The 17974-nt window shown below is 37.5% G+C and carries 19 protein-coding genes; 11 read left to right on the top strand and 8 right to left on the bottom strand.

Translation table 11 applies throughout. From position 1 onward, the window contains the following. Positions 1-76: 76 nt before the first annotated feature. From H5118_RS01935 to H5118_RS01925, 3 genes are read right to left on the bottom strand one after another with little or no spacing between them, the layout of a single operon-like run. Complete coding sequence (locus H5118_RS01935) at positions 77-691, bottom strand: DNA-binding response regulator (protein WP_024599310.1); 615 nt, start codon at positions 689-691, stop codon at positions 77-79. Continuing rightward, on the bottom strand, positions 691-1791 hold the full coding sequence (locus tag H5118_RS01930; RefSeq protein WP_182715726.1) for a sensor histidine kinase: 1101 nt from the start codon (positions 1789-1791) through the stop codon (positions 691-693). Before H5118_RS01930 ends, H5118_RS01935 begins: the two co-directional genes overlap by 1 nt. Next, the gene (locus H5118_RS01925) at positions 1788-1958 is read right to left on the bottom strand and encodes a hypothetical protein (protein WP_164487629.1); all 171 of its coding nucleotides are present in this window, start codon (positions 1956-1958) and stop codon (positions 1788-1790) included. The genes H5118_RS01930 and H5118_RS01925 overlap by 4 nt, the downstream gene beginning before the upstream one ends. Before the next feature lie 159 nt (positions 1959-2117). Here H5118_RS01925 and H5118_RS01920 point away from each other — a divergent pair, with 159 nt between their 5' ends. From H5118_RS01920 to queG, 4 genes are all read left to right on the top strand, one after another. Next, entirely contained in the window at positions 2118-2984 is an 867-nt protein-coding gene (locus H5118_RS01920; protein WP_182747582.1) for a DMT family transporter, read from the top strand. Next, entirely contained in the window at positions 2981-3685 is a 705-nt protein-coding gene (locus H5118_RS01915; protein ID WP_182747581.1) for a glycerophosphodiester phosphodiesterase family protein, read from the top strand. Before H5118_RS01920 ends, H5118_RS01915 begins: the two co-directional genes overlap by 4 nt. A 45-nt stretch (positions 3686-3730) precedes the next feature. Further along, positions 3731-4951 (top strand): methyl-accepting chemotaxis protein, encoded by a 1221-nt coding sequence (locus H5118_RS01910; RefSeq protein ID WP_182747579.1) that lies wholly within the window; start codon positions 3731-3733, stop codon positions 4949-4951. A gap of 66 nt (positions 4952-5017) precedes the next feature. After that, complete coding sequence (queG, locus tag H5118_RS01905; protein WP_182747577.1) at positions 5018-6151, top strand: tRNA epoxyqueuosine(34) reductase QueG; 1134 nt, start codon at positions 5018-5020, stop codon at positions 6149-6151. A 34-nt stretch (positions 6152-6185) separates the two neighbouring features. Here queG and H5118_RS01900 read toward each other — a convergent pair whose 3' ends face one another. The 3 genes from H5118_RS01900 to H5118_RS01890 form a co-directional block, all read right to left on the bottom strand. Further along, entirely contained in the window at positions 6186-7313 is a 1128-nt protein-coding gene (locus tag H5118_RS01900; protein ID WP_182693580.1) for a PleD family two-component system response regulator, read from the bottom strand. A 54-nt stretch (positions 7314-7367) separates the two neighbouring features. Then, positions 7368-9362 carry an ATP-binding protein gene (locus tag H5118_RS01895; protein ID WP_182711443.1) on the bottom strand — a complete coding sequence of 665 codons (1995 nt, stop codon included), beginning with the start codon at positions 9360-9362 and terminating at the stop codon, positions 7368-7370. A gap of 119 nt (positions 9363-9481) precedes the next feature. Further along, positions 9482-9970 carry a GNAT family N-acetyltransferase gene (locus H5118_RS01890; protein WP_182747575.1) on the bottom strand — a complete coding sequence of 163 codons (489 nt, stop codon included), beginning with the start codon at positions 9968-9970 and terminating at the stop codon, positions 9482-9484. Positions 9971-10051: 81 nt separating this feature from the next. On the opposite strand from H5118_RS01890, the gene H5118_RS01885 reads away from it, so the two are divergent. The 6 genes from H5118_RS01885 (at position 10052) to H5118_RS01860 (ending at position 15508) form a co-directional block, all read left to right on the top strand. Continuing rightward, entirely contained in the window at positions 10052-10627 is a 576-nt protein-coding gene (locus H5118_RS01885) for a glutathione peroxidase (RefSeq protein ID WP_182747553.1), read from the top strand. A gap of 86 nt (positions 10628-10713) precedes the next feature. Then, entirely contained in the window at positions 10714-10995 is a 282-nt protein-coding gene (locus H5118_RS01880) for a peptidylprolyl isomerase (protein WP_002958009.1), read from the top strand. A gap of 64 nt (positions 10996-11059) precedes the next feature. Continuing rightward, positions 11060-11638 carry a glutathione S-transferase family protein gene (locus H5118_RS01875; protein WP_182747552.1) on the top strand — a complete coding sequence of 193 codons (579 nt, stop codon included), beginning with the start codon at positions 11060-11062 and terminating at the stop codon, positions 11636-11638. A gap of 17 nt (positions 11639-11655) precedes the next feature. Continuing rightward, positions 11656-12006, top strand: coding sequence for a DUF2750 domain-containing protein (locus tag H5118_RS01870; RefSeq protein WP_002958007.1), 351 nt, complete (start codon positions 11656-11658; stop codon positions 12004-12006). Between the two features lie 99 nt (positions 12007-12105). Next, positions 12106-12786 carry a hypothetical protein gene (locus H5118_RS01865; RefSeq protein WP_182736763.1) on the top strand — a complete coding sequence of 227 codons (681 nt, stop codon included), beginning with the start codon at positions 12106-12108 and terminating at the stop codon, positions 12784-12786. 148 nt (positions 12787-12934) lie between these two features. Further along, positions 12935-15508: a M1 family metallopeptidase gene (locus H5118_RS01860; RefSeq protein WP_182747550.1), complete on the top strand. Its 2574-nt coding sequence runs from the start codon at positions 12935-12937 to the stop codon at positions 15506-15508. A gap of 82 nt (positions 15509-15590) precedes the next feature. Here H5118_RS01860 and H5118_RS01855 read toward each other — a convergent pair whose 3' ends face one another. Beyond that, positions 15591-15956: a hypothetical protein gene (locus H5118_RS01855; RefSeq protein WP_007376965.1), complete on the bottom strand. Its 366-nt coding sequence runs from the start codon at positions 15954-15956 to the stop codon at positions 15591-15593. Between the two features lie 75 nt (positions 15957-16031). Further along, positions 16032-16907, bottom strand: a complete 876-nt coding sequence (locus H5118_RS01850) for a hypothetical protein (protein ID WP_058154159.1) — start codon at positions 16905-16907, stop codon at positions 16032-16034. A 157-nt stretch (positions 16908-17064) separates the two neighbouring features. On the opposite strand from H5118_RS01850, the gene H5118_RS01845 reads away from it, so the two are divergent. After that, positions 17065-17964 (top strand): phosphoribulokinase, encoded by a 900-nt coding sequence (locus H5118_RS01845; RefSeq protein WP_002958002.1) that lies wholly within the window; start codon positions 17065-17067, stop codon positions 17962-17964. Positions 17965-17974 lie beyond the last annotated feature (10 nt).

The raw sequence follows: 17974 nt of genomic DNA, 5'->3' as shown, positions 1-17974 counted from the left end.
TAAGCTAATTTTAAGCGCTGTTCGTTACTTTTACATATCATAGTAATACTTTGCTTATAATTTATAAACCCACTAATTAAAGCCACCCTTTTTGTTTAGCTATACGCGCAGCATCTATGCGGTTAGTGGCGTTTAATTTTGCAATGGCGTCCGATAGGTAGTTACGCGTAGTCCCTTCGCTAATAAATAGCTGCTTGGCTATGTCGCTTGTTTTAAGGCCATCGCTTGCAAGTTTAAGGGCTTTTCGTTCTTTATCCGTAAGTGGATCTGCGTCGTCTAATGCATTAATAGCAAGTTCTGGGTCAATTACCTTTTGTCCCTGCATTACTTTTTTAAGCGCATTTATTAACTCTTCACTTGGTGCTTCTTTTAAAATAAAACCTTTTACGCCAGTCGTAAGCGCTCGCCTAATATAACCCGCACGAGAAAATGTAGTCATAATAACCATTTTTATAGCAGGAAATTTAGCGGCTATTTTTTCGCTAAGCTCTATACCATTCATGGTTGGCATTTCTATATCGGTTAAAATTATATCGGGATGCAAATCACTATCAAGCGCCTCAATTGCATTAAGTGCATCTTGCCCGTTACTTGCTTGACCAATAATCTCAATATTAAAATCAAGCCCTAACAATGCTGCTACTGCGTCGCGTACAAGCGCCTGATCTTCCACTAAATATACTCTGATCATTATAAATCCTTAGCTGTAATTGGAAGCACTACTTTTAAAGTAAAGTTATCGCCACAGGCAAATACTGCACTGCCATTTAGTTGCTCTGCTCGCTCTTTAATACCATTTAGGCCATTGCCCGAATTCAATGTACTGCACGGACCATGGTCAATTACGGTTATAAGTAACTGCTGCGCTGTTTGTTCTATATTTATTTCGCAATTTTTTGTATTGCTATGGCGTAATAAGTTAGTAACTGCCTCTTTAATTACAAGGCCTGCTATACCCTCTACTTTAGCGGGCAGAGCATTTAAAACCACATTAAATGAAACGTTAAATCCTTGCTCTATTAACCTTTGCTTTAACTGTGCTACTTGGCTGACAAGATTAAGCTGTTTTAAATCACTTACGGCGCTTCTTACATCGCTAAGTAACTGCCTTGCCAAATCGGCCACTTGTGCAATTTCGCTATTTGCTTGAGCGTAGCGCTCTCCTTGGTTTAATTTATTAGCAAGCTCAGCTTTTAAAGCAATAGATGAAAGTGAATGACCTAAAATATCATGCAAGTCGCGAGCTATTCGTTCTCGCTCTGCAATAGCTGCTAATTGCTCTAGTTGGTTAGCGCTTTCTTGTTCGCGCTTTTTGTATAAGCTTTCTCTTTTTGCTGCAATACCGTAACTAAATAATGTGGCGCATAGAATCAAAGCAACGCCTAAAAAGTATTGAACCTTACCTATATCTCCAATATATGTGCTTAATAAAACCGTGAATATAATTGCGATCGCAGCATAAATTCTTTGACGGGAGCTGTAAGAGTAGCCTGCTATATAGGCTACGAAACCAAATAAAGTAGGCGTACCTGTGGTGTAAAAAGTAGCGCAAAAACAAATTAAGAGCATGGCTACAAATAACTTAGTCACCCCTGCACTTTTACAGTTTATTGCTTTTACATACAAAAGAATAAAAGCAATATAGAAGGCTAAAGACATAACAATTTGGTTAACTGTAAAGCTCGAAAAATTAATTATTAGCGGGAGTAAATAAAAGCCGGTAAAAATTAAATGTCCATATTTCCAAAAACCTTTATCACTTTGTTGAGAAAAGCTGCTTAACGAGCTCATACTAATACCTCAGGCATATTATTTTTACTTATAGCACTATTTTTATTAATAAATATAAATAACATAAAAATGCATACCAGCATAAAGCAATCTGCGTACGTAATAGTAAAACTTAACGCCTCTAGCACTTCATTAATAGTTAAGCTGATTAAAATTAAAGAATTCATAATTACCTCCTGTTGAGTAAGGTAACTATGCCCGCGTACAAAAATAATAAGAGTGTGAAGTGTCATCAACTTTAATGACTTTTGTCATGCGGTAAAAAATTCATCTTAAGAATTTTTAAGCAATGTTAATATATTCAAAAAGTACAACAAGGAAGCTAAATGCAGCCTCAGCAACAAAGTTTAATTTATTTACACATAGCGGTATTACTTTTTGGCGGGACCGCTCTATTTGCCAAACTTATTGGTTTAAATGCTTTAGATATTACCGTTTACAGAACTGCAATTGCAGGAATGGCTATTTTAGCCATGCTTTATTTTCAAAAAAAACAAATTAAACTCAACAAACCTAAAGACTATCTTATTGCGTTATTTTTAGGTGTTGCGGTGGGTATTCACTGGGTTACCTATTTTGCTGGTATGCAAATGGCCGGTATAACTATTGGAATGCTGGCATTTTTTAGCTACCCCGTAATGACGGTGTTTTTAGAACCCTTATTTAATAAAAGCAGGCCAAAAGCAAAAGATATAATAAGTGCAGCGGTGGTTGTTTTAGGTATTTACTTATTAGTACCAAGTGCAAACTTGGGCGATGATGTAACCCTAGGTGTAATAACAGGTGTGATATCAGCATTGTTTTTTTCAATAAGAAACATTACTCATAAGCGCTACTTTAGCCAATATGGCGGGCCGCAAACGATGTTTTATCAAACCTTAGTGGCAAGCATTATGTTGTGTGCATTTATAGAAGTACCAGTGTATGAGGTTAGTAATCATGACCTGATTTTAATTGCTGTAGCGGGTGTTATATTTACAGCTACACCGCACTCGTTATTTGCAGCAAGTTTAAAGCATTTATCAGCGGCAACTGCGGGGTTAATTTCTTGCTTGCAGCCACTTTATGGCACCATACTGGCTATAGTAATTATTCATGAACGTCCTACTGTTATGACGTTAGTTGGTGGATCACTCATAGTGAGTGCCGCTTGTTTTGAAACGTGGTCAATCACTAAAAAGGCTCGACAATGAAAGTATTTGCACACCGTGGTGCCAGTGGGGATTTTCCTGAAAACACCAAAAGCGCTATTTTAGAAGCGTTAAAAGTAGGTGTTGATGGTATTGAAGTAGATATTCAAAGTTCCTTCGATGATTACATGGTAATACACGATTCATGGCTTGATAGAACCACCAGCGGTAAAGGCAGGGTGAGTAACTTTACCGCTCATGAGCTCTCTAAGCTTGATGCTGGAAATGGTGAAAAAATTCCTACCCTTCAGCAGCTGTTTGATTGGAATAACAATAAATCTTTATTAAATATTGAGCTTAAACACACGTTTGCACTAGAAAGGTTTGTGGCTCAATTAGAACAAAACATTGAAGCTAAAAAAATATCGAAAACCAATATTTTAGTATCATCGTTTGATCATCATCAACTACAGTGGCTTAAAAACAAGCTACCATGGCTTAAAATAGGCGCCCTTACTTCTTCTATTCCAATTAACTATGCAAAGTTTGCTAGTGATTTAAACGCTTATAGCGTACATGCAGATAAAACCTTTATAAATAAGGCCTTTGCAGAGGATGCAAAAAAAAGAGGCCTAAAGATTTATGCTTATACAGTCGATAGGGAAGAAGATATAGCGCTAATGCTTGGGTATGGCATAGACGGAATTTTTACAAATTACCCAGCGCGAACCAAAGCTTACTTGTTGTCGTTACAAAAAGGCTAACTTACATTCCCCTCACTTAAATAACAATCGTAGGGCTTGAGCATAATGAGTGGTTTCATGAAAATTTATAACTATATAGAGCAAACATTCTTTTTTACGTTAACCCGTAAAATAGTCGGTAATTTAAGTTTTGTATTATTGTTCCAAGCAATTACGTTATTTTGGCTGCATCAGAGTTTAAGCGAACAACAGCAAAGTACAGGGCTATTTTGGCTGCTTACGCTTGTGATTATATCTGGTTTTATTTTTACTCTTTTTTATATGCGTTTTTTAATTGTTCGCCCTGTTACTGCTATGCGCGATACTTTGATAGAAATAAACCAACAAGATGCAAATTTAGCAGCAAAACTTCCCCACTTTTCGTATGACGAATTTAAAGATTTAAGTTCACAATACAATATATTTACTGCCCATTTAAGTGAGTTACTCAGCACAACATATAACAGTGCTCAAGCGAGTGCACGCAGCAATACACAAGTCACTGAATCAATGAAAAATACTGAGCAATCAAGTGAGCAACAAATACAGTTAAGCCACAGTATTATTAATGCCAGTATGCAAATAACCCAAAGCTTACAAGACATAGTAAATAATACAGATAGCGTACATAACGTTAATAATGAACACCTTAACTTTGTAAAACTATCTGCGTCAGAACTCGCTGCTTTAGTAGAGCAGGTAAAACTTATTACTAATATGCTAGGTAGCTTTTCAAATACAATTGCGGGACTAAAAGAGAACAGTGAAAACATTCGTAGTATTTTAAAAATGGTTGAAGAGTTTTCTGATCAAACTAATTTGTTAGCCCTCAACGCCGCAATAGAAGCAGCTAGAGCGGGTGAAGCTGGCAGAGGATTTGCCGTAGTTGCAGACGAAGTACGCACGCTTTCAATAAAGGTAAGTGGCGCAACTAGGCAGATTAGCGACTTTATAAGTCAGATGAATGATTTGGTAAACGAGACAAATAAAGAGTCAGAGCAATTAATGACTCACTCTAATAACGCACAAAGCTCAATTAGTGCAACCTGTGATGGCTTTACTAAAATGCTTAGTGAGTTTGAGCACAACCAGCAGCAGCTGCAACAAATAGCCAGTGCTGTACATTTGCTTGAGGGCACCCAAAGTACGACTCACCAATCGGTAGAGCAAATCGTAGCTTTAGGGGAGCAAGCTAAACAACAAATAGATACGGCATTAGCCGATAGCGAGCAATCTCAACAGCTTAGCTTACAAACCCAACAACAGTTAAAGCGCTTTGTGCACTAAGAAGCGTTTTCGGGCTCAGATAAATATGGTAAATTACGCAGCTATTAATTTAAGTGTGTAAAGCGTGTGAGCAACCCTACCCCAGACTATGAAAAATTAGCCCTGCAAATAAAAACCTGGGGGCAAGAGCTTGGCTTTAGCGAAGTGGGCATTACTGATATTGACTTATCTAAGCACGAAGCCCAATTGCAACGTTGGCTTGATGCAGGCTACCACGGCTCGATGGATTATATGGCTGCCCACGGTATGAAACGCGCCCGCCCTGCTGAATTAGTGCCTGGTACACAGCGTGTTATATCCGTAAAAATGAATTATCTCCCTCCCGATGCTGGCTTTGCAAAAACCTTAAAAAATAAAGAAAAAGCATATATAAGCCGCTATGCATTAGGTCGTGATTACCATAAATTAATGCGTAATCGTTTAAAAAAACTCGGCCAAAAAATAGAGCAAGAAATTGGCGAGTATGGCTTTAGACCCTTTGTAGATTCAGCTCCTGTACTTGAGCGTCAACTTGCCGAAAAAGCGGGCTTAGGGTGGCGTGGTAAGCATTCGTTATTAATTAACCAAGAAGCTGGGTCGTGGTTTTTTTTAGGCGAGCTATTTATTGATTTACCTCTACCAATTGATGCAAAAAACACCTTTGAAGGCTGCGGTAAATGCGTTGCTTGTATTACTCTTTGCCCAACAGGTGCAATTGTAGAGCCCTACGTTGTTGATGCACGTAAATGTATATCGTATTTAACCATAGAACACCAAGGGACAATACCAGAGCAGTACCGAACTTTATTAGGCAATCGTGTTTATGGTTGTGATGATTGCCAGTTGGTATGTCCTTGGAATCGTTATGGACAAATAACTGACGAAAATGACTTTCATCCTCGCACTCAATTAAAAGATAAAGATTTACTTGAGCTGTTTGCTTGGGATGAGCCTACATTTTTAAAAAACACCGAAGGCAGTCCTATTCGTCGCATTGGCCACGAACGTTGGTTACGTAATTTAGCAGTTGGTTTAGGTAATGCAGAGTTCAGCCCCGCTATTATTAATGCCCTACAAGATAAAAGCCAAATATGCAGCGAACTTGTTTTAGAGCATATTGAATGGGCACTTGCTCAGCAAAACGATAAACAACGATTACAAATTCGTAAAACAGCTAGGTTAATTAGAATTGTAGAAAAAGGCTTACCAAGGGATGCATAGCACCGCTTAAGTAAACCTTTATATTGCGAAGTAACTAGTTTTTCAAAAGTAACGATAGATCTTGTTCTATCTCTGTAAAGGCTGCTTTGACTTGTTTAACAGACTCTTCTCTTGCTACTGAGTTTTGGATAGTTTCATCTACTTTTTTATAAATAAACACCTCCTGATCTTCATCCAGTCCCATTGATGGGATACGTTCTTCGAGCTCTTCTTGTAACTGTTTAAACACTTTTTCGTTGTTTTGACGGTTTTCATTCAACAAGCTAATTAAGCTATGAAACTTACTATGAACAGTACTTGCTACGGCATTAAGTTTCGCTCGTTGTGATTCAAGCATTTTCTTGGTCATGATGGCGCGTAGCTGCTGCTCGGTAACACTGACAATAAAACATACGTGGTCGCGTATACGACCATGCTTATCAGGGTCATGATCGGGCATATTTAAAATGAGTAAGCTAATCAATTCATAGTTAACTAAAATTCGGTGCGAAAACTCATGTAAGCGCCCTTTGTTTTTCAGCATTTCAAATAGCTCCACCACAATAGGTGAACACACGCCGTTTAGCGCAAAGTGGCTAATTTCATTATTTTCTCTAAATTCTACATTGCTTTGTAAATCAAAAGACTGAAGGCAATCTACAAGCGCTTTACCTAGCTCTTGAGGATCGTTAATAAAGCCTATGTTTTCAACGTAGTTAACTATTTGCCCCATTTCACTGCTATTGGCCATTGCATTAAATGCAGTTGATGTTGCATCTTCAACTTGCTTTTCTAGGCTTTGCTTTTCAACGAGTACTTGATTTAAATTTTTAAGCTTAGATTTAAGTTCGTCATGGCCAAAAGGTTTTACAATATAATCTTCTGCGCCAACAGAATAGCCTTCCATGCGTTCTTCAACAGTGCCGCGAGCAGAAACAAACATAACAATAATGTGTGCGGTATTTGGATTTGCTTTAAGTGCTTTACATACTTCATAGCCGTTCATTTGCGGCATACTTACGTCGAGTAATATAACCTGAGGCATATAACCTTCAACCATGTTTAAACACTCAGGACCATTTGTTGCTACTTGTAATTCAAAATCAAGCTCCTCTAAAATTTCCTCAATAATTTCAAGGTTAAAGGGTTCGTCATCAACGGCAAGTATTTTAGTTAAGGCCATAATTTATCATCCATTCAAATTCTTTAAAAAGTTACTTGGTATGCCAAAAAACAATTAATTAGTGTGTTGTATTAACTGATCTTCAGCTAAATGCTCGTCTAAGTTTATTTCTAATGGCACTTGTATAGATATAGTTGCACCACCATTTTCGTTGTTACGTGCAGTGATTTCACCTTGGTGTAAAGATACAAACTCTCTACACAATGCAAGGCCTAACCCTGTGCCACCAGCACCACTATTTGTTTTACTGCTTTGCACAAACTTAGTAAAAATATGCTCCAACTCATCTTCTGGTATACCGACCCCATTATCGGTAACCTCTATAGTAGCAAGCTTATTATCTGACTCTAAATTTACCCGTATTTTACTTTTAGGTTCGCTAAATTTAAGTGCGTTACCTAGTACGTTTCGAAGTAACTGGTTTATTTGCTCTTCATCACATTGTGCAATTACAGGTAATGGCTGTGCGGTAAATATAATCTCAATTTCTTTTTCCATTGCCGTACCAGACACATCATCAATACTTGTTTTAATAATATTCGCTAAATTATAGGGACGAGGGTTAAATGGAAACTTGCCTACATCTAGCTTAGATAGGTCGAGTAAATTATTTAGTAACGACAGTAAACGCTCACCACTACTCTCTATTCGCGATAAATACTTAATGAGTTTTTCTTTTGCAAAATCTCCAGCTTCTAATTTACTTAAACCAAAACGAGAAAAGCTTAAAATAGAGTGCATAGGTGTTCGAAGTTCATGCGACATGTTTGCTAAAAATTCTGATTTACTTAAGTTTGCAGCCTCAGCCACATTTTTAGCATGCTCGAGTTGTGAAGTACGTGCTCTTACTTGCTCTTCAAGAACATCTTTTGCTTCAAGTAATAAATCCTCTTTTTGCTTAAGATGGGTTACATTTTTAAATATGACCGCAAGTGCTATTTCGCCATGGTGATCTATCTCATTAAAAGAGCCAACTAAGGGTATATAACCTCCTGCTGTTTTAGATAAACGTAAATCGCAGCTAAATTGTCGATTACTATTTAATGTCGAAATCTTATCTTTAATACCTAAAATTGAATCATCATCTAAAAAATCAAATACTGATTTACCTTCGAGTTCATTAAACGGTAAGTTAAATAGTCTCAAGCAAGCATCATTAGCTTCTATCACTCTACCGCACTTTTCAAATAACATAATTGCATCGGGCGTATGTTTATAAATAACCTGAAGTAGGCTGTCTTTTTCAATTAGGGCATCAACCGTATCTTGTAGCCTTTCTACAAGCTCTGCGTTATGACGTTTTAATAACTCTGTTTGCCATAATTTATGTATTGATTGTAATAGTGAGCTATCGTTTAAAGGTTTAATAAGTACGTCTTCTACACCTTGACGAATTGCGTCGATCATTGAAACTTGATCAGGGCGTGAGGTAAATAACAAACAGCGGCAATGCGGTTGGGTTACTTTTAAATTTGAAAAAATTCCTAAACCTGTTCCGTCATCTAAAATAAAATCGCTTATCAGTATATCTATTTGCTTTTCTTTACTAATTTCTAAAGCTTCTGCGGAGGTTGTTGCAGTATGAGTCTCGATATGAGCACCGATTAAGCTATTTTTCATTTTTTCGAGACGTTCAGGAACATGGTCGACGAGTAAAATAGTAGGTAATTGCAAAATATGGTTAGAGCCTAATTCTAATAGGCTCTCTAAAAGAGAAGTAATTTCTTTATTAGAAAAAAATGGGTAGACCACGGTTGCGTCAGGCGCAATATGATTTAGCTCGCTAAACGCAGTTAGTTGTTCACCGCTTTGTGCTTTTGGCGCAAGCAGCATAAAGCGCTCTTGCGCTACTTCGCTTACAAGCGGTTTTATAGAATCAACAGGCACACCATGGGCAACAACAACTAAGTCGTAATCGCCTATATTGGTATACATGTCTAGCATGCTGAAATGAATTAATTCGACCTCACACCCTATTAATTCTAAAAGCACTTTCACACGCATCGCGATGACACTACTACTATCAATAATTAATATTTTTCGAATCATCAAGCCACACTTCAAATTAATAAACTTAATATCCTAATAGCGTAGTCTATTTTTATTTAATTGGCATAAAGCCCTATCGTTATTTTGTAAAAAAATATTACAAGCTTTCAAAAAACAGTTTATTTAAGATGCTTTCCAAAAATAGTCAGGCTGTAGGGCTTGTTATCCATTATGGCAACGCTTGGTAACTCGCCCCATATTTCAAAATCAAAATGCTTAAATAATTTAACACTGGGTAAATTATGATTAAAAATAAAACCAAGCAATACTTTAATATTTAATTGCTTAGCTTGTGTTTGAGCAAATATCATTAGCTTTTTACCAAGCCCTTTACCTTGTGCTTTACGGGTAATGTAAATGCTCATCTCTACTGTGCCATCGTAAGCAGGACGCCCATAAAACGATTTATAACTTACCCAAGCAAGTACTTGGTTATTTTCGCAGTAAACATAAATAGGCCTTTTATCGTTATGGCTATTAAACCAGTCACGCTTTTCGTCAACAGTAACTTCTTCGGTATCTGCAGTTACCATTCGCCCTGCAATGGTTTCGTTATAAATGGCTACAATTTCATTAAGATCATCAATAGTTGCTAAACGGGTTGTCATAGGTCATTCAAAGGTTGATCAATTTGTTTCATATTAGCGTATGATTATCCAATCAAACAATTGAAAAGTTTAGGTAATGTAATGCTAAAAAAAATTATAATAGGATTAATGGCTTTATTTATTAATGCCCCACTCCACGCTGAAACATCATTAACTATTAACCAAACCTCTACCCAAGACTGTCAAGATTTTACCAATGTCGATGTTCGAAAGCTTCGCTCAAAAGAATCTATTAATTTATGCCAATTTAAAAATAAGCCTTTATTAATAGTAAACACGGCAAGCAACTGTGGTTTTACACCCCAATTTAAAGGCCTTGAAGCGCTATATCAACGATACAAAGAACAAGGTTTAGTCGTATTAGGGTTCCCTTCTGATGATTTTTTTCAAGAAGAGGATAGTGAAAAAGAAACTGCAAAAGTATGCTTTGTAAATTATGGTGTAACCTTTCCTATGTTTGCTACAAGCGAAGTGCGTGGTAGTAAAGCGAATCCAATTTTTAAATATTTGAATGAGCAAACTAGCTCTCCAAATTGGAACTTTTATAAGTATTTAGTGTCTGCTGATCGTGAGACGGTTTTACGGTTTAACAGCAAAGCAGCACCTGATTCAGAACAAATGATTGCTGCAATTGAAACTGTGCTTTCTGATAAATAAGTTTATACTGGTACAATTAGTTGAAACTAACTAGAATGATATTTTAATTCGGTTAAAAAAACACCACACTATACTCGGGAGATTTTATGACAGTAGCAAGCGCACGACATATACTTGTAGACAGTGAAGCACAATGCTTAGACTTAAAAACAAAAATTGAGCAAGGCGAAGACTTTGCTGAATTAGCCAAAGCGCATTCAAACTGCCCATCAGGTCAAGATGGCGGTGCTCTTGGTGAGTTTGGTCCTGGTATGATGGTTCCAGAGTTTGATAAAGTTGTGTTTTCAGCTCCAATTAACCAAGTACAAGGCCCTGTGCAAACTCAATTTGGTTATCATTTACTTGAAGTTACTAGCCGTTCAGAATAAATTTAACTGTATCGTAAGTAACGTTTTATAAAAGCCGCTTATGCGGCTTTTTTATGGAGTAATTATGCAATTAATTGGTTCTGTACCTTCACCTTACGTGCGCCGAATTAGAATTTGGGCACAACAAAACAACTGTAAACTAGAGCTTGTGAGTCTTGATATATTTTCTGAGCAAGATCGCCCTACTATGGCCAGTAAAAATCCAGCTCGAAAGATTCCCATTCTGGTAGATGGCGACTTAACACTTAGTGACTCTAATTCTATATTGCGCTATTTACTTGAAAAAACAGGTCAACCAAAACTAACGTGGCCGCAAGAGCACTTACTTACGACTATAAATGCCTGTAACGATTCGCTAGTAGAAATGCTGCTATGTAAACGCTCTGGATTTGACACCAAAAGCGATAAACTCTTTTTTAATTTGCAAAACGAACGAATTGAACAAACATTAAGCTTTTTAAATACCCATTTAAGCGATGAAGAATTTAAAAGCTGTGAATACCTCAACATCAGTTTATACTGCCTGCTTGATTGGATTTGCTTTCGTGAATTAACTGACTTTAGTCAGTATTCAGAGCTTGTTGCTTTTCAGAAGCAATATGGCAAGCGTCAAGCAGCAATAGATACTAATCCTCGTCACTAATTTAAAAAGGTAAACACATGAGCGATATCGAAATTGAATCACAACTAGTTAACTTTGTAGAAAAAGTACGTGTTAGCGAAGTAATTTGGGCACTTGGTGCAGAAGATAATGGCTTTGTAGTGTGCGATTCTAACCAATTTGACGAAACTGACGTACTACTGCTTTGGGAAAGTGAAGAAGCAGCTAAAGCGCAATGTAAAGAAGAGTGGAAAGACTACAGCCCTGTAGAAATCAATCTTGATGAATTTTTAGATGCATGGGTTGAAGATTTAAATGAAGATAACGCACTTGTTGGCATTAACTGGAATGATGACCAAGTATGTACAGAGATTGAACCTACTGGTTTAGCTCGCGCTTTAAGTGAGTAATACTTTATACGCTTTATTTTAAGAGCGGATAAAACCCGACTAGCATCTACTGCTAGTTGGGTATAAAATAAAACACATCATTATTTTCAAGGTATTACGTTGAAAACCCATCTTGGTCGCCGGCCCTTTTCAGCCATGGAACTGCACACTCTTTATAATGGATATATATACGGTGATTTTAAAGTTGCACGTGAGCAACCAAAACACTGGCATTTTTGGCTTCCTCTAATTGCATACTACAGTGGTGCATATAGCGATGAAATTGGCTATCTAACGCTTGATGATCTGTCCCTTGAAAAAGATGTCTTATGTTTTAATTTTCATACTCACGGTAAGATAAAACCTCGCTTAGTTCCAGTGCATCAGGCACTTATAGATGCCGGGTTTAATGAATATTTAGCATTCATAAAATCACAAAATCAACAACGATTAATGTTCGACTTACCCGCTAAAACTGGCAGATACAGTGAAAAAGTCCGTATTTGGTTTTCAGGTGAAGGTGAGCGAGCCGGCTATTTACAAAAGTGTGATATACCAAACGTTGATCAACTCGGTATGAAAACAGCCATAAGCAGTCTTCGTCTTAACTTTGAGCAACAAGTGCGTATACATGCTCTGCAAGCCAACTCTAAAGACGCCTTTAATTATCTCATGGGATTTAACGAATACCCACATAATGAATTTAAGGACGTGCTTTTATTAAATAACGTGATCCAAAAAATACGTATTATTAACCCACACCTGCATTGGCAGCGTTTTATAAGACGCGAAAGCCACTGACAAACTTTGTTACTATTTCCCCTTAAAGTCATCGTTATAATCAATTACTCTATTAAAAAAAACTGTTAGGATATCTAACCCCCTAATAATATGAGCATAAAAAAGCCTATTTAGGGTAGTTTCTAACAACAACAATCTAGGGATCACTATGTTTCTTAAAAGCCTCTTAACAGTGAGCGTTGCTTTGGCAATGGGTGCTGCAAACGCTAACGAATTCGTTATTGAAAAACTCGCAAAACCAAGTTCACAACAGGTATCGTTAACACTCGATCCGAGCCAAGATACATTCACAGGGATGACTGAGATTTCCCTAGAAGTACTAAAACCAACAAAATACATTGAATTAAATGGCGTAGCTTACGCTGTTAAAATGGCGCAACTGCTTGGCGACGAAAACTGTGACTTAAACAACGAAATGCTTAAAACAGGTAAAGTTAAATTTAGCTGTGATGAGCAAATTCAACCAGGTAAATACACCCTTAAAGTTGATTTTTCAGCGCCATATAACCGTCAAAGTGTTGGTTTATACAAAACGTTAGACCAAGGCACACCTTACTTATTTACTCAATTTGAAATGAGTGATGCACGCCGTGCATTTCCTGTTTTTGATGAGCCAAGTTACAAAATTCCATTTCAGTTAACGATTACCGCGCCTACATCACAAAAAGTATATTCAAATACGCCTGAGCTTAAAACAACGGTTGATGGCGATATGACCACACACTTTTTTGATAAAACGCCGCCAATTCCTTCATACTTAGTCGCGATGGCTGTTGGCCCATTTGAAGAATTAGATATTAAAGGCATGCCAATTCCTGGTCGTGTAATTACCCCTCAAGGTAAAATTCACTTAGCCCAATACGCAAAAGAAAACATGCCAAAAGTACTGGGCGCACTTGAAGCGTATTTTGGTATTCCTTACGTTTACAAAAAATTAGACTCAGTAGCGGTACCAGAGTTTCCATTTGGCGCAATGGAAAACTCAGGCTTAGTAACCTACCGAGAAGATATTTTATTAGTTGATTTAGCTGCAGCAACACGCAGTAAAAAACAGCGTAATGTATCAATTATTGCTCATGAACTTGCTCACCAATGGTACGGTAATTTAGTAACCATGAAATGGTGGAACGACTTATGGTTAAACGAAGCATTTGCTAGCTGGATGGCTGCAAAAATTACTAAGCAGCTTAACCCTGAGTTTGAATCGCACTTAGACCTGCCACAAAACAACGTAATGGCACTTGATGCACGCCTAAGCACCAAGCCTATTCGTAAGCCAATTAAAACCGAAGCCGACATTATGGACGGTTTAGGTCTTGCTTACAGTAAAGGTAGTTCAGTACTTGCTATGGTTGAAAACTGGATTGGCGAAGATGCATTTCAAAAAGGTATTCAAAGCTACTTAAAAGAGTTTTCATATAAAAATGCTGAAGCGGCCGACTTATGGGAAGCACTTGGTAAAGCGTCAAATAAAGACGTAGCGAGTGTTTTAAAATCGTTTATTGAGCAATCTTCTTTCCCACTAATTAAAGTAACTCAACAAGGTAGCAAATTAACTATTTCACAAAGCCGCTTTGTAAACGCAGGCGTTGATGCGCCAGAGCAGCTATGGAATGTACCAGTTGCAATTAAATATGGTGCTGGCGATAAAGTAAAAACAGCAAACGTATTACTTAATAAACAAAGCCAAACACTAGATTTAGACTTTGAACCAGAGTGGATTTATCCCGACCAAGGTGCATTAGGCTACTACCGCTGGGTAATGGATGATGCACAATTTAGCGCACTTGTTAAAAAGGCGCCAAGCGTACTTAGTGACCGTGAACGCTTAGCGTTACTATCTGCTACTGATGCGCTACTTGATGCTGGTGTTATATCTGCTGCTAAGTTAATGCAAACACTTGAAGTGTTCGTAAGCGATAGCCACCCTCGCGTAGCAAATACCGCACTAGGTTACTTAGTGTCGCAACAGCGCACTTTTAAAGACGATAGCAATAAAGACCTATGGCCTGAATTTATTCGCGGTGCAGTAACGCCTGCTGCTAAAAAATATGGTTTAGAAGCAAAAGCGGGTGAAGATGGTGCTATTGCACAACTTCGTGCAGCCGTTGTATCACGCTTAGGTTTTGATGGTGAAGATCAAAACGTTATCAATAAAGCCAAAGAACAAACGCAGGTTTATTTAAATGATCCACAAAAGGTAGACCCATACTTAGCGGGTACGTACTTAACTCTTGCTGCTTTTCATGGTGACAAAGCGCTGCTTGATCAATTCATGACAACGTTTAAAACGACTAAAGATCCGCAAGTACGCACAAACATGCTTGCAGCTATGGGCTTTTTTGGTAAACCTGAGTTACAAAAAGCGGTATTAGCTTATAGCTTAACGGATGAAGTAACGGCATCTGACATGCGTACTATTTTGTCAGGTCAAAGTTACACAGATGAGCGCCAAGCATTATTTATTGATTGGGTTTACAGTAACTACGATAAAGTAACAGCAAGCTTACCGCCGTTCTTTATACCTAACTTGCCGTACTTTACAACTGCAAGCTGTGATGCAGAAAGTTTAGCGACAACAAAAACCTTCTTTAACGAAAAAGTAGCTGATGTAGCTGGTTACGCTCGTACATTAAGTAAGCTTGAAGAAAGCACAAACGATTGTATCGCGCTTAAAACACGTGAACTTGAATCGGTTAATAGCTTTTTAAAAAGTAAGTAATTATTAGGTTTATTGAGCTATAAAAATACAAAAGCCGCTGAAAATAAATTCAGCGGCTTTTTACGTTTATATTTTTGCTTTATTAATTACCAATAATCATAGTTAGCTTGGCTATAAAATCTTTGGCTGCTTGCTCAGAATTTATTTTAAACGCAACACCGTAGTGAATAGGTTGAGCGCTTTTAAAAATGCGCGTAGGAAAGCGTGTCATCTCACTGCTATGGAAGTACCCTTGCGCACGCGTCACGCCATCAATATCATTAAAATCATCGCTAAACACTTCAAATGCTGGGCGAATTACTATTTTACCCTTGCCGCTTTCGCTGTGGGTATAAAATGCTTCTTTAGAGTTTACTAACATGTACTCTGCAATATTTTTAATCTTAAAATTACTTCTGCACTGTAATTTAATGAGCTGTTCTGTCAGCTCGTCTGCACTATAAGCCACGTGTAATCCCTATTAGTTAATTTGCGTATTAGATTAACGCATACACACAATAAAATCTGAATTTATTTGTCTGCTTCACTTTGTTATATCACATACAAAAGCGAGTTTTTCATTGTTGTAACTCATTCTTGTTATATTTGTTTCGCAGTAGGTGCTTAAATTAAGCCATTGCGATACTTCATCACTTCCATCAAGTTTACGCTGATAAACGCGGTTTTTAATAGCATAAGCAATAGTCGCATTATCTTTTAAAATAAAATCTTGAACTTGAGCCGGTAACCTTAATAGGTCTTCAACTTGTTTATCTTGTGGATTAAAACTCGCTAAAATGTGTTGCTCGTTTTTAGTGTAACTAAATAAAAATGCAGCCATTGAGTTGTTATAAATAAGCGTTCGGCCAATATTACTGGCAGCTATTTCCCCCTTCGCTTGTGCAACTGAAGTATATTGAAGCGTGTGAGGCTTTCCTAAAATAAACATCACTAAATCATTTTGGACACCCCATGCATGGTATCCAACAGGTTCAATCCAATCAAAAATACGACGTGGCGCATCTTCATTTTTGAGTGGGTATTGCCACAATTTTTGCTTACCGTCAGCTTCTACAACAATCGCTGATATCGCATCACCACTTGGCATAACTGTTGGTGAGTATTCGCTTACGGGAGAGTTAGTTATATTGGTAACTTTTTTTGACGTGAAATCATAATAAGCAATATCAGTTTGGCTTTGCCCTTTATTAATTACTTCATGAGTAAAGTATAAACCTGTACTTGTTAAGTGCGGTTGGTTGTTATAACTATTTTTATCGCTCACAATACTAACTTGTACCCCGAAAGGTGTATTTAAATCAGCAAGTAATACTTGGCTTTTTGGCATGCTAGCCTGCACCACTATTGGGCTCAGCGCTGCTATAGAAAATAATCCAAGTAATGGTTTAATAAGTTTCATGCTTTCTCTCGTTTTAATTTTAAGCACCTCATGATAACGTTATTTGCTGATGGCGTCACTTGAGCTAAGTCAGTCAACTCTTAAGATACCCAAACGACTTAAAATAATGTTAAGTTTAGTCTGGTTATAAAACCTGGTCCTAAAAAAGAGAATTAACATGTCAGCTAAAAATCCTATTATTGCGATTACGGGTTCATCTGGTGCGGGTACAACCACCACAACGAATGCAATTAAACATATTTTCCGTAGCCTTAATATTCAAGCGGCTTTTGTCGAAGGAGATAGCTTTCATCGTTACACTCGCCCCGAAATGGATAAAAAAGTTCGAGAAGCACAACAAGAAGGTAAACATATTAGTTACTTTGGCCGAGAGGCCAATGACTTTGGCGCTTTAAAAACGCTGTTTGAAAACTATAGCGAAACAGGTCAAGGAAAGTTACGCCGCTACTTACATACCTTTGATGAAGCCGTTCCGTACAATCAATTACCTGGTACATTTACACCTTGGCAAGATCTTGACCATAATACTGACATTTTGTTTTATGAAGGGTTACACGGTGGTGTAGTTGATCAAGATGTAGACGTTGCAAAGCATGTCGATTTATTAATAGGCATGGTTCCAATTATTAACCTTGAATGGATTCAAAAATTAATACGCGATACATCCGAACGAGGCCATTCTCGCGAAGCGGTTATGGGCTCTATTGTGCGCAGTATGGATGACTATATAAATCATATTACCCCGCAGTTTTCTCGTACCCATATTAATTTTCAACGCGTGCCGACCGTTGATACATCAAACCCATTTAGCGCCAAAGATATTCCATCTCTTGATGAAAGCTTTGTAGTTATTCGCTTTAGGGGGATTGATGATGTTGATTTTCCTTATTATTTACGGATGATCGAAGGCAGTTTTATGTCTCGTATTAATACGCTTGTAGTACCAGGGGGCAAAATGGGCTTAGCTATGGAGCTGGTTCTTACTCCACTTATTAAAGATATTATTTTGAAAAAGCGTGCACTGGAAAACTTAGCACCTTTGGATATACCTATTTAACTCCTCTTCT

Origin of the sequence: Pseudoalteromonas sp. SR41-1, from assembly GCF_014164015.1 — a bacterium.
Taxonomy (GTDB): domain Bacteria; phylum Pseudomonadota; class Gammaproteobacteria; order Enterobacterales; family Alteromonadaceae; genus Pseudoalteromonas; species Pseudoalteromonas distincta.
This window is presented reverse-complemented; position numbering and strand designations above follow the sequence as displayed.

Coding starts and splice junctions, on each gene's coding strand:
- H5118_RS01935 (WP_024599310.1), bottom strand. CDS start 691: ATGATCAGAGTATATTTAGTGGAAGATCAGGCGCTTGTACGCGACGCA.
- H5118_RS01930 (WP_182715726.1), bottom strand. CDS start 1,791: ATGAGCTCGTTAAGCAGCTTTTCTCAACAAAGTGATAAAGGTTTTTGG.
- H5118_RS01925 (WP_164487629.1), bottom strand. CDS start 1,958: ATGAATTCTTTAATTTTAATCAGCTTAACTATTAATGAAGTGCTAGAG.
- H5118_RS01920 (WP_182747582.1), top strand. CDS start 2,118: ATGCAGCCTCAGCAACAAAGTTTAATTTATTTACACATAGCGGTATTA.
- H5118_RS01915 (WP_182747581.1), top strand. CDS start 2,981: ATGAAAGTATTTGCACACCGTGGTGCCAGTGGGGATTTTCCTGAAAAC.
- H5118_RS01910 (WP_182747579.1), top strand. CDS start 3,731: ATGAGTGGTTTCATGAAAATTTATAACTATATAGAGCAAACATTCTTT.
- H5118_RS01900 (WP_182693580.1), bottom strand. CDS start 7,313: ATGGCCTTAACTAAAATACTTGCCGTTGATGACGAACCCTTTAACCTT.
- H5118_RS01895 (WP_182711443.1), bottom strand. CDS start 9,362: ATGATTCGAAAAATATTAATTATTGATAGTAGTAGTGTCATCGCGATG.
- H5118_RS01890 (WP_182747575.1), bottom strand. CDS start 9,970: ATGACAACCCGTTTAGCAACTATTGATGATCTTAATGAAATTGTAGCC.
- H5118_RS01885 (WP_182747553.1), top strand. CDS start 10,052: ATGCTAAAAAAAATTATAATAGGATTAATGGCTTTATTTATTAATGCC.
- H5118_RS01880 (WP_002958009.1), top strand. CDS start 10,714: ATGACAGTAGCAAGCGCACGACATATACTTGTAGACAGTGAAGCACAA.
- H5118_RS01875 (WP_182747552.1), top strand. CDS start 11,060: ATGCAATTAATTGGTTCTGTACCTTCACCTTACGTGCGCCGAATTAGA.
- H5118_RS01870 (WP_002958007.1), top strand. CDS start 11,656: ATGAGCGATATCGAAATTGAATCACAACTAGTTAACTTTGTAGAAAAA.
- H5118_RS01860 (WP_182747550.1), top strand. CDS start 12,935: ATGTTTCTTAAAAGCCTCTTAACAGTGAGCGTTGCTTTGGCAATGGGT.
- H5118_RS01850 (WP_058154159.1), bottom strand. CDS start 16,907: ATGAAACTTATTAAACCATTACTTGGATTATTTTCTATAGCAGCGCTG.
- H5118_RS01845 (WP_002958002.1), top strand. CDS start 17,065: ATGTCAGCTAAAAATCCTATTATTGCGATTACGGGTTCATCTGGTGCG.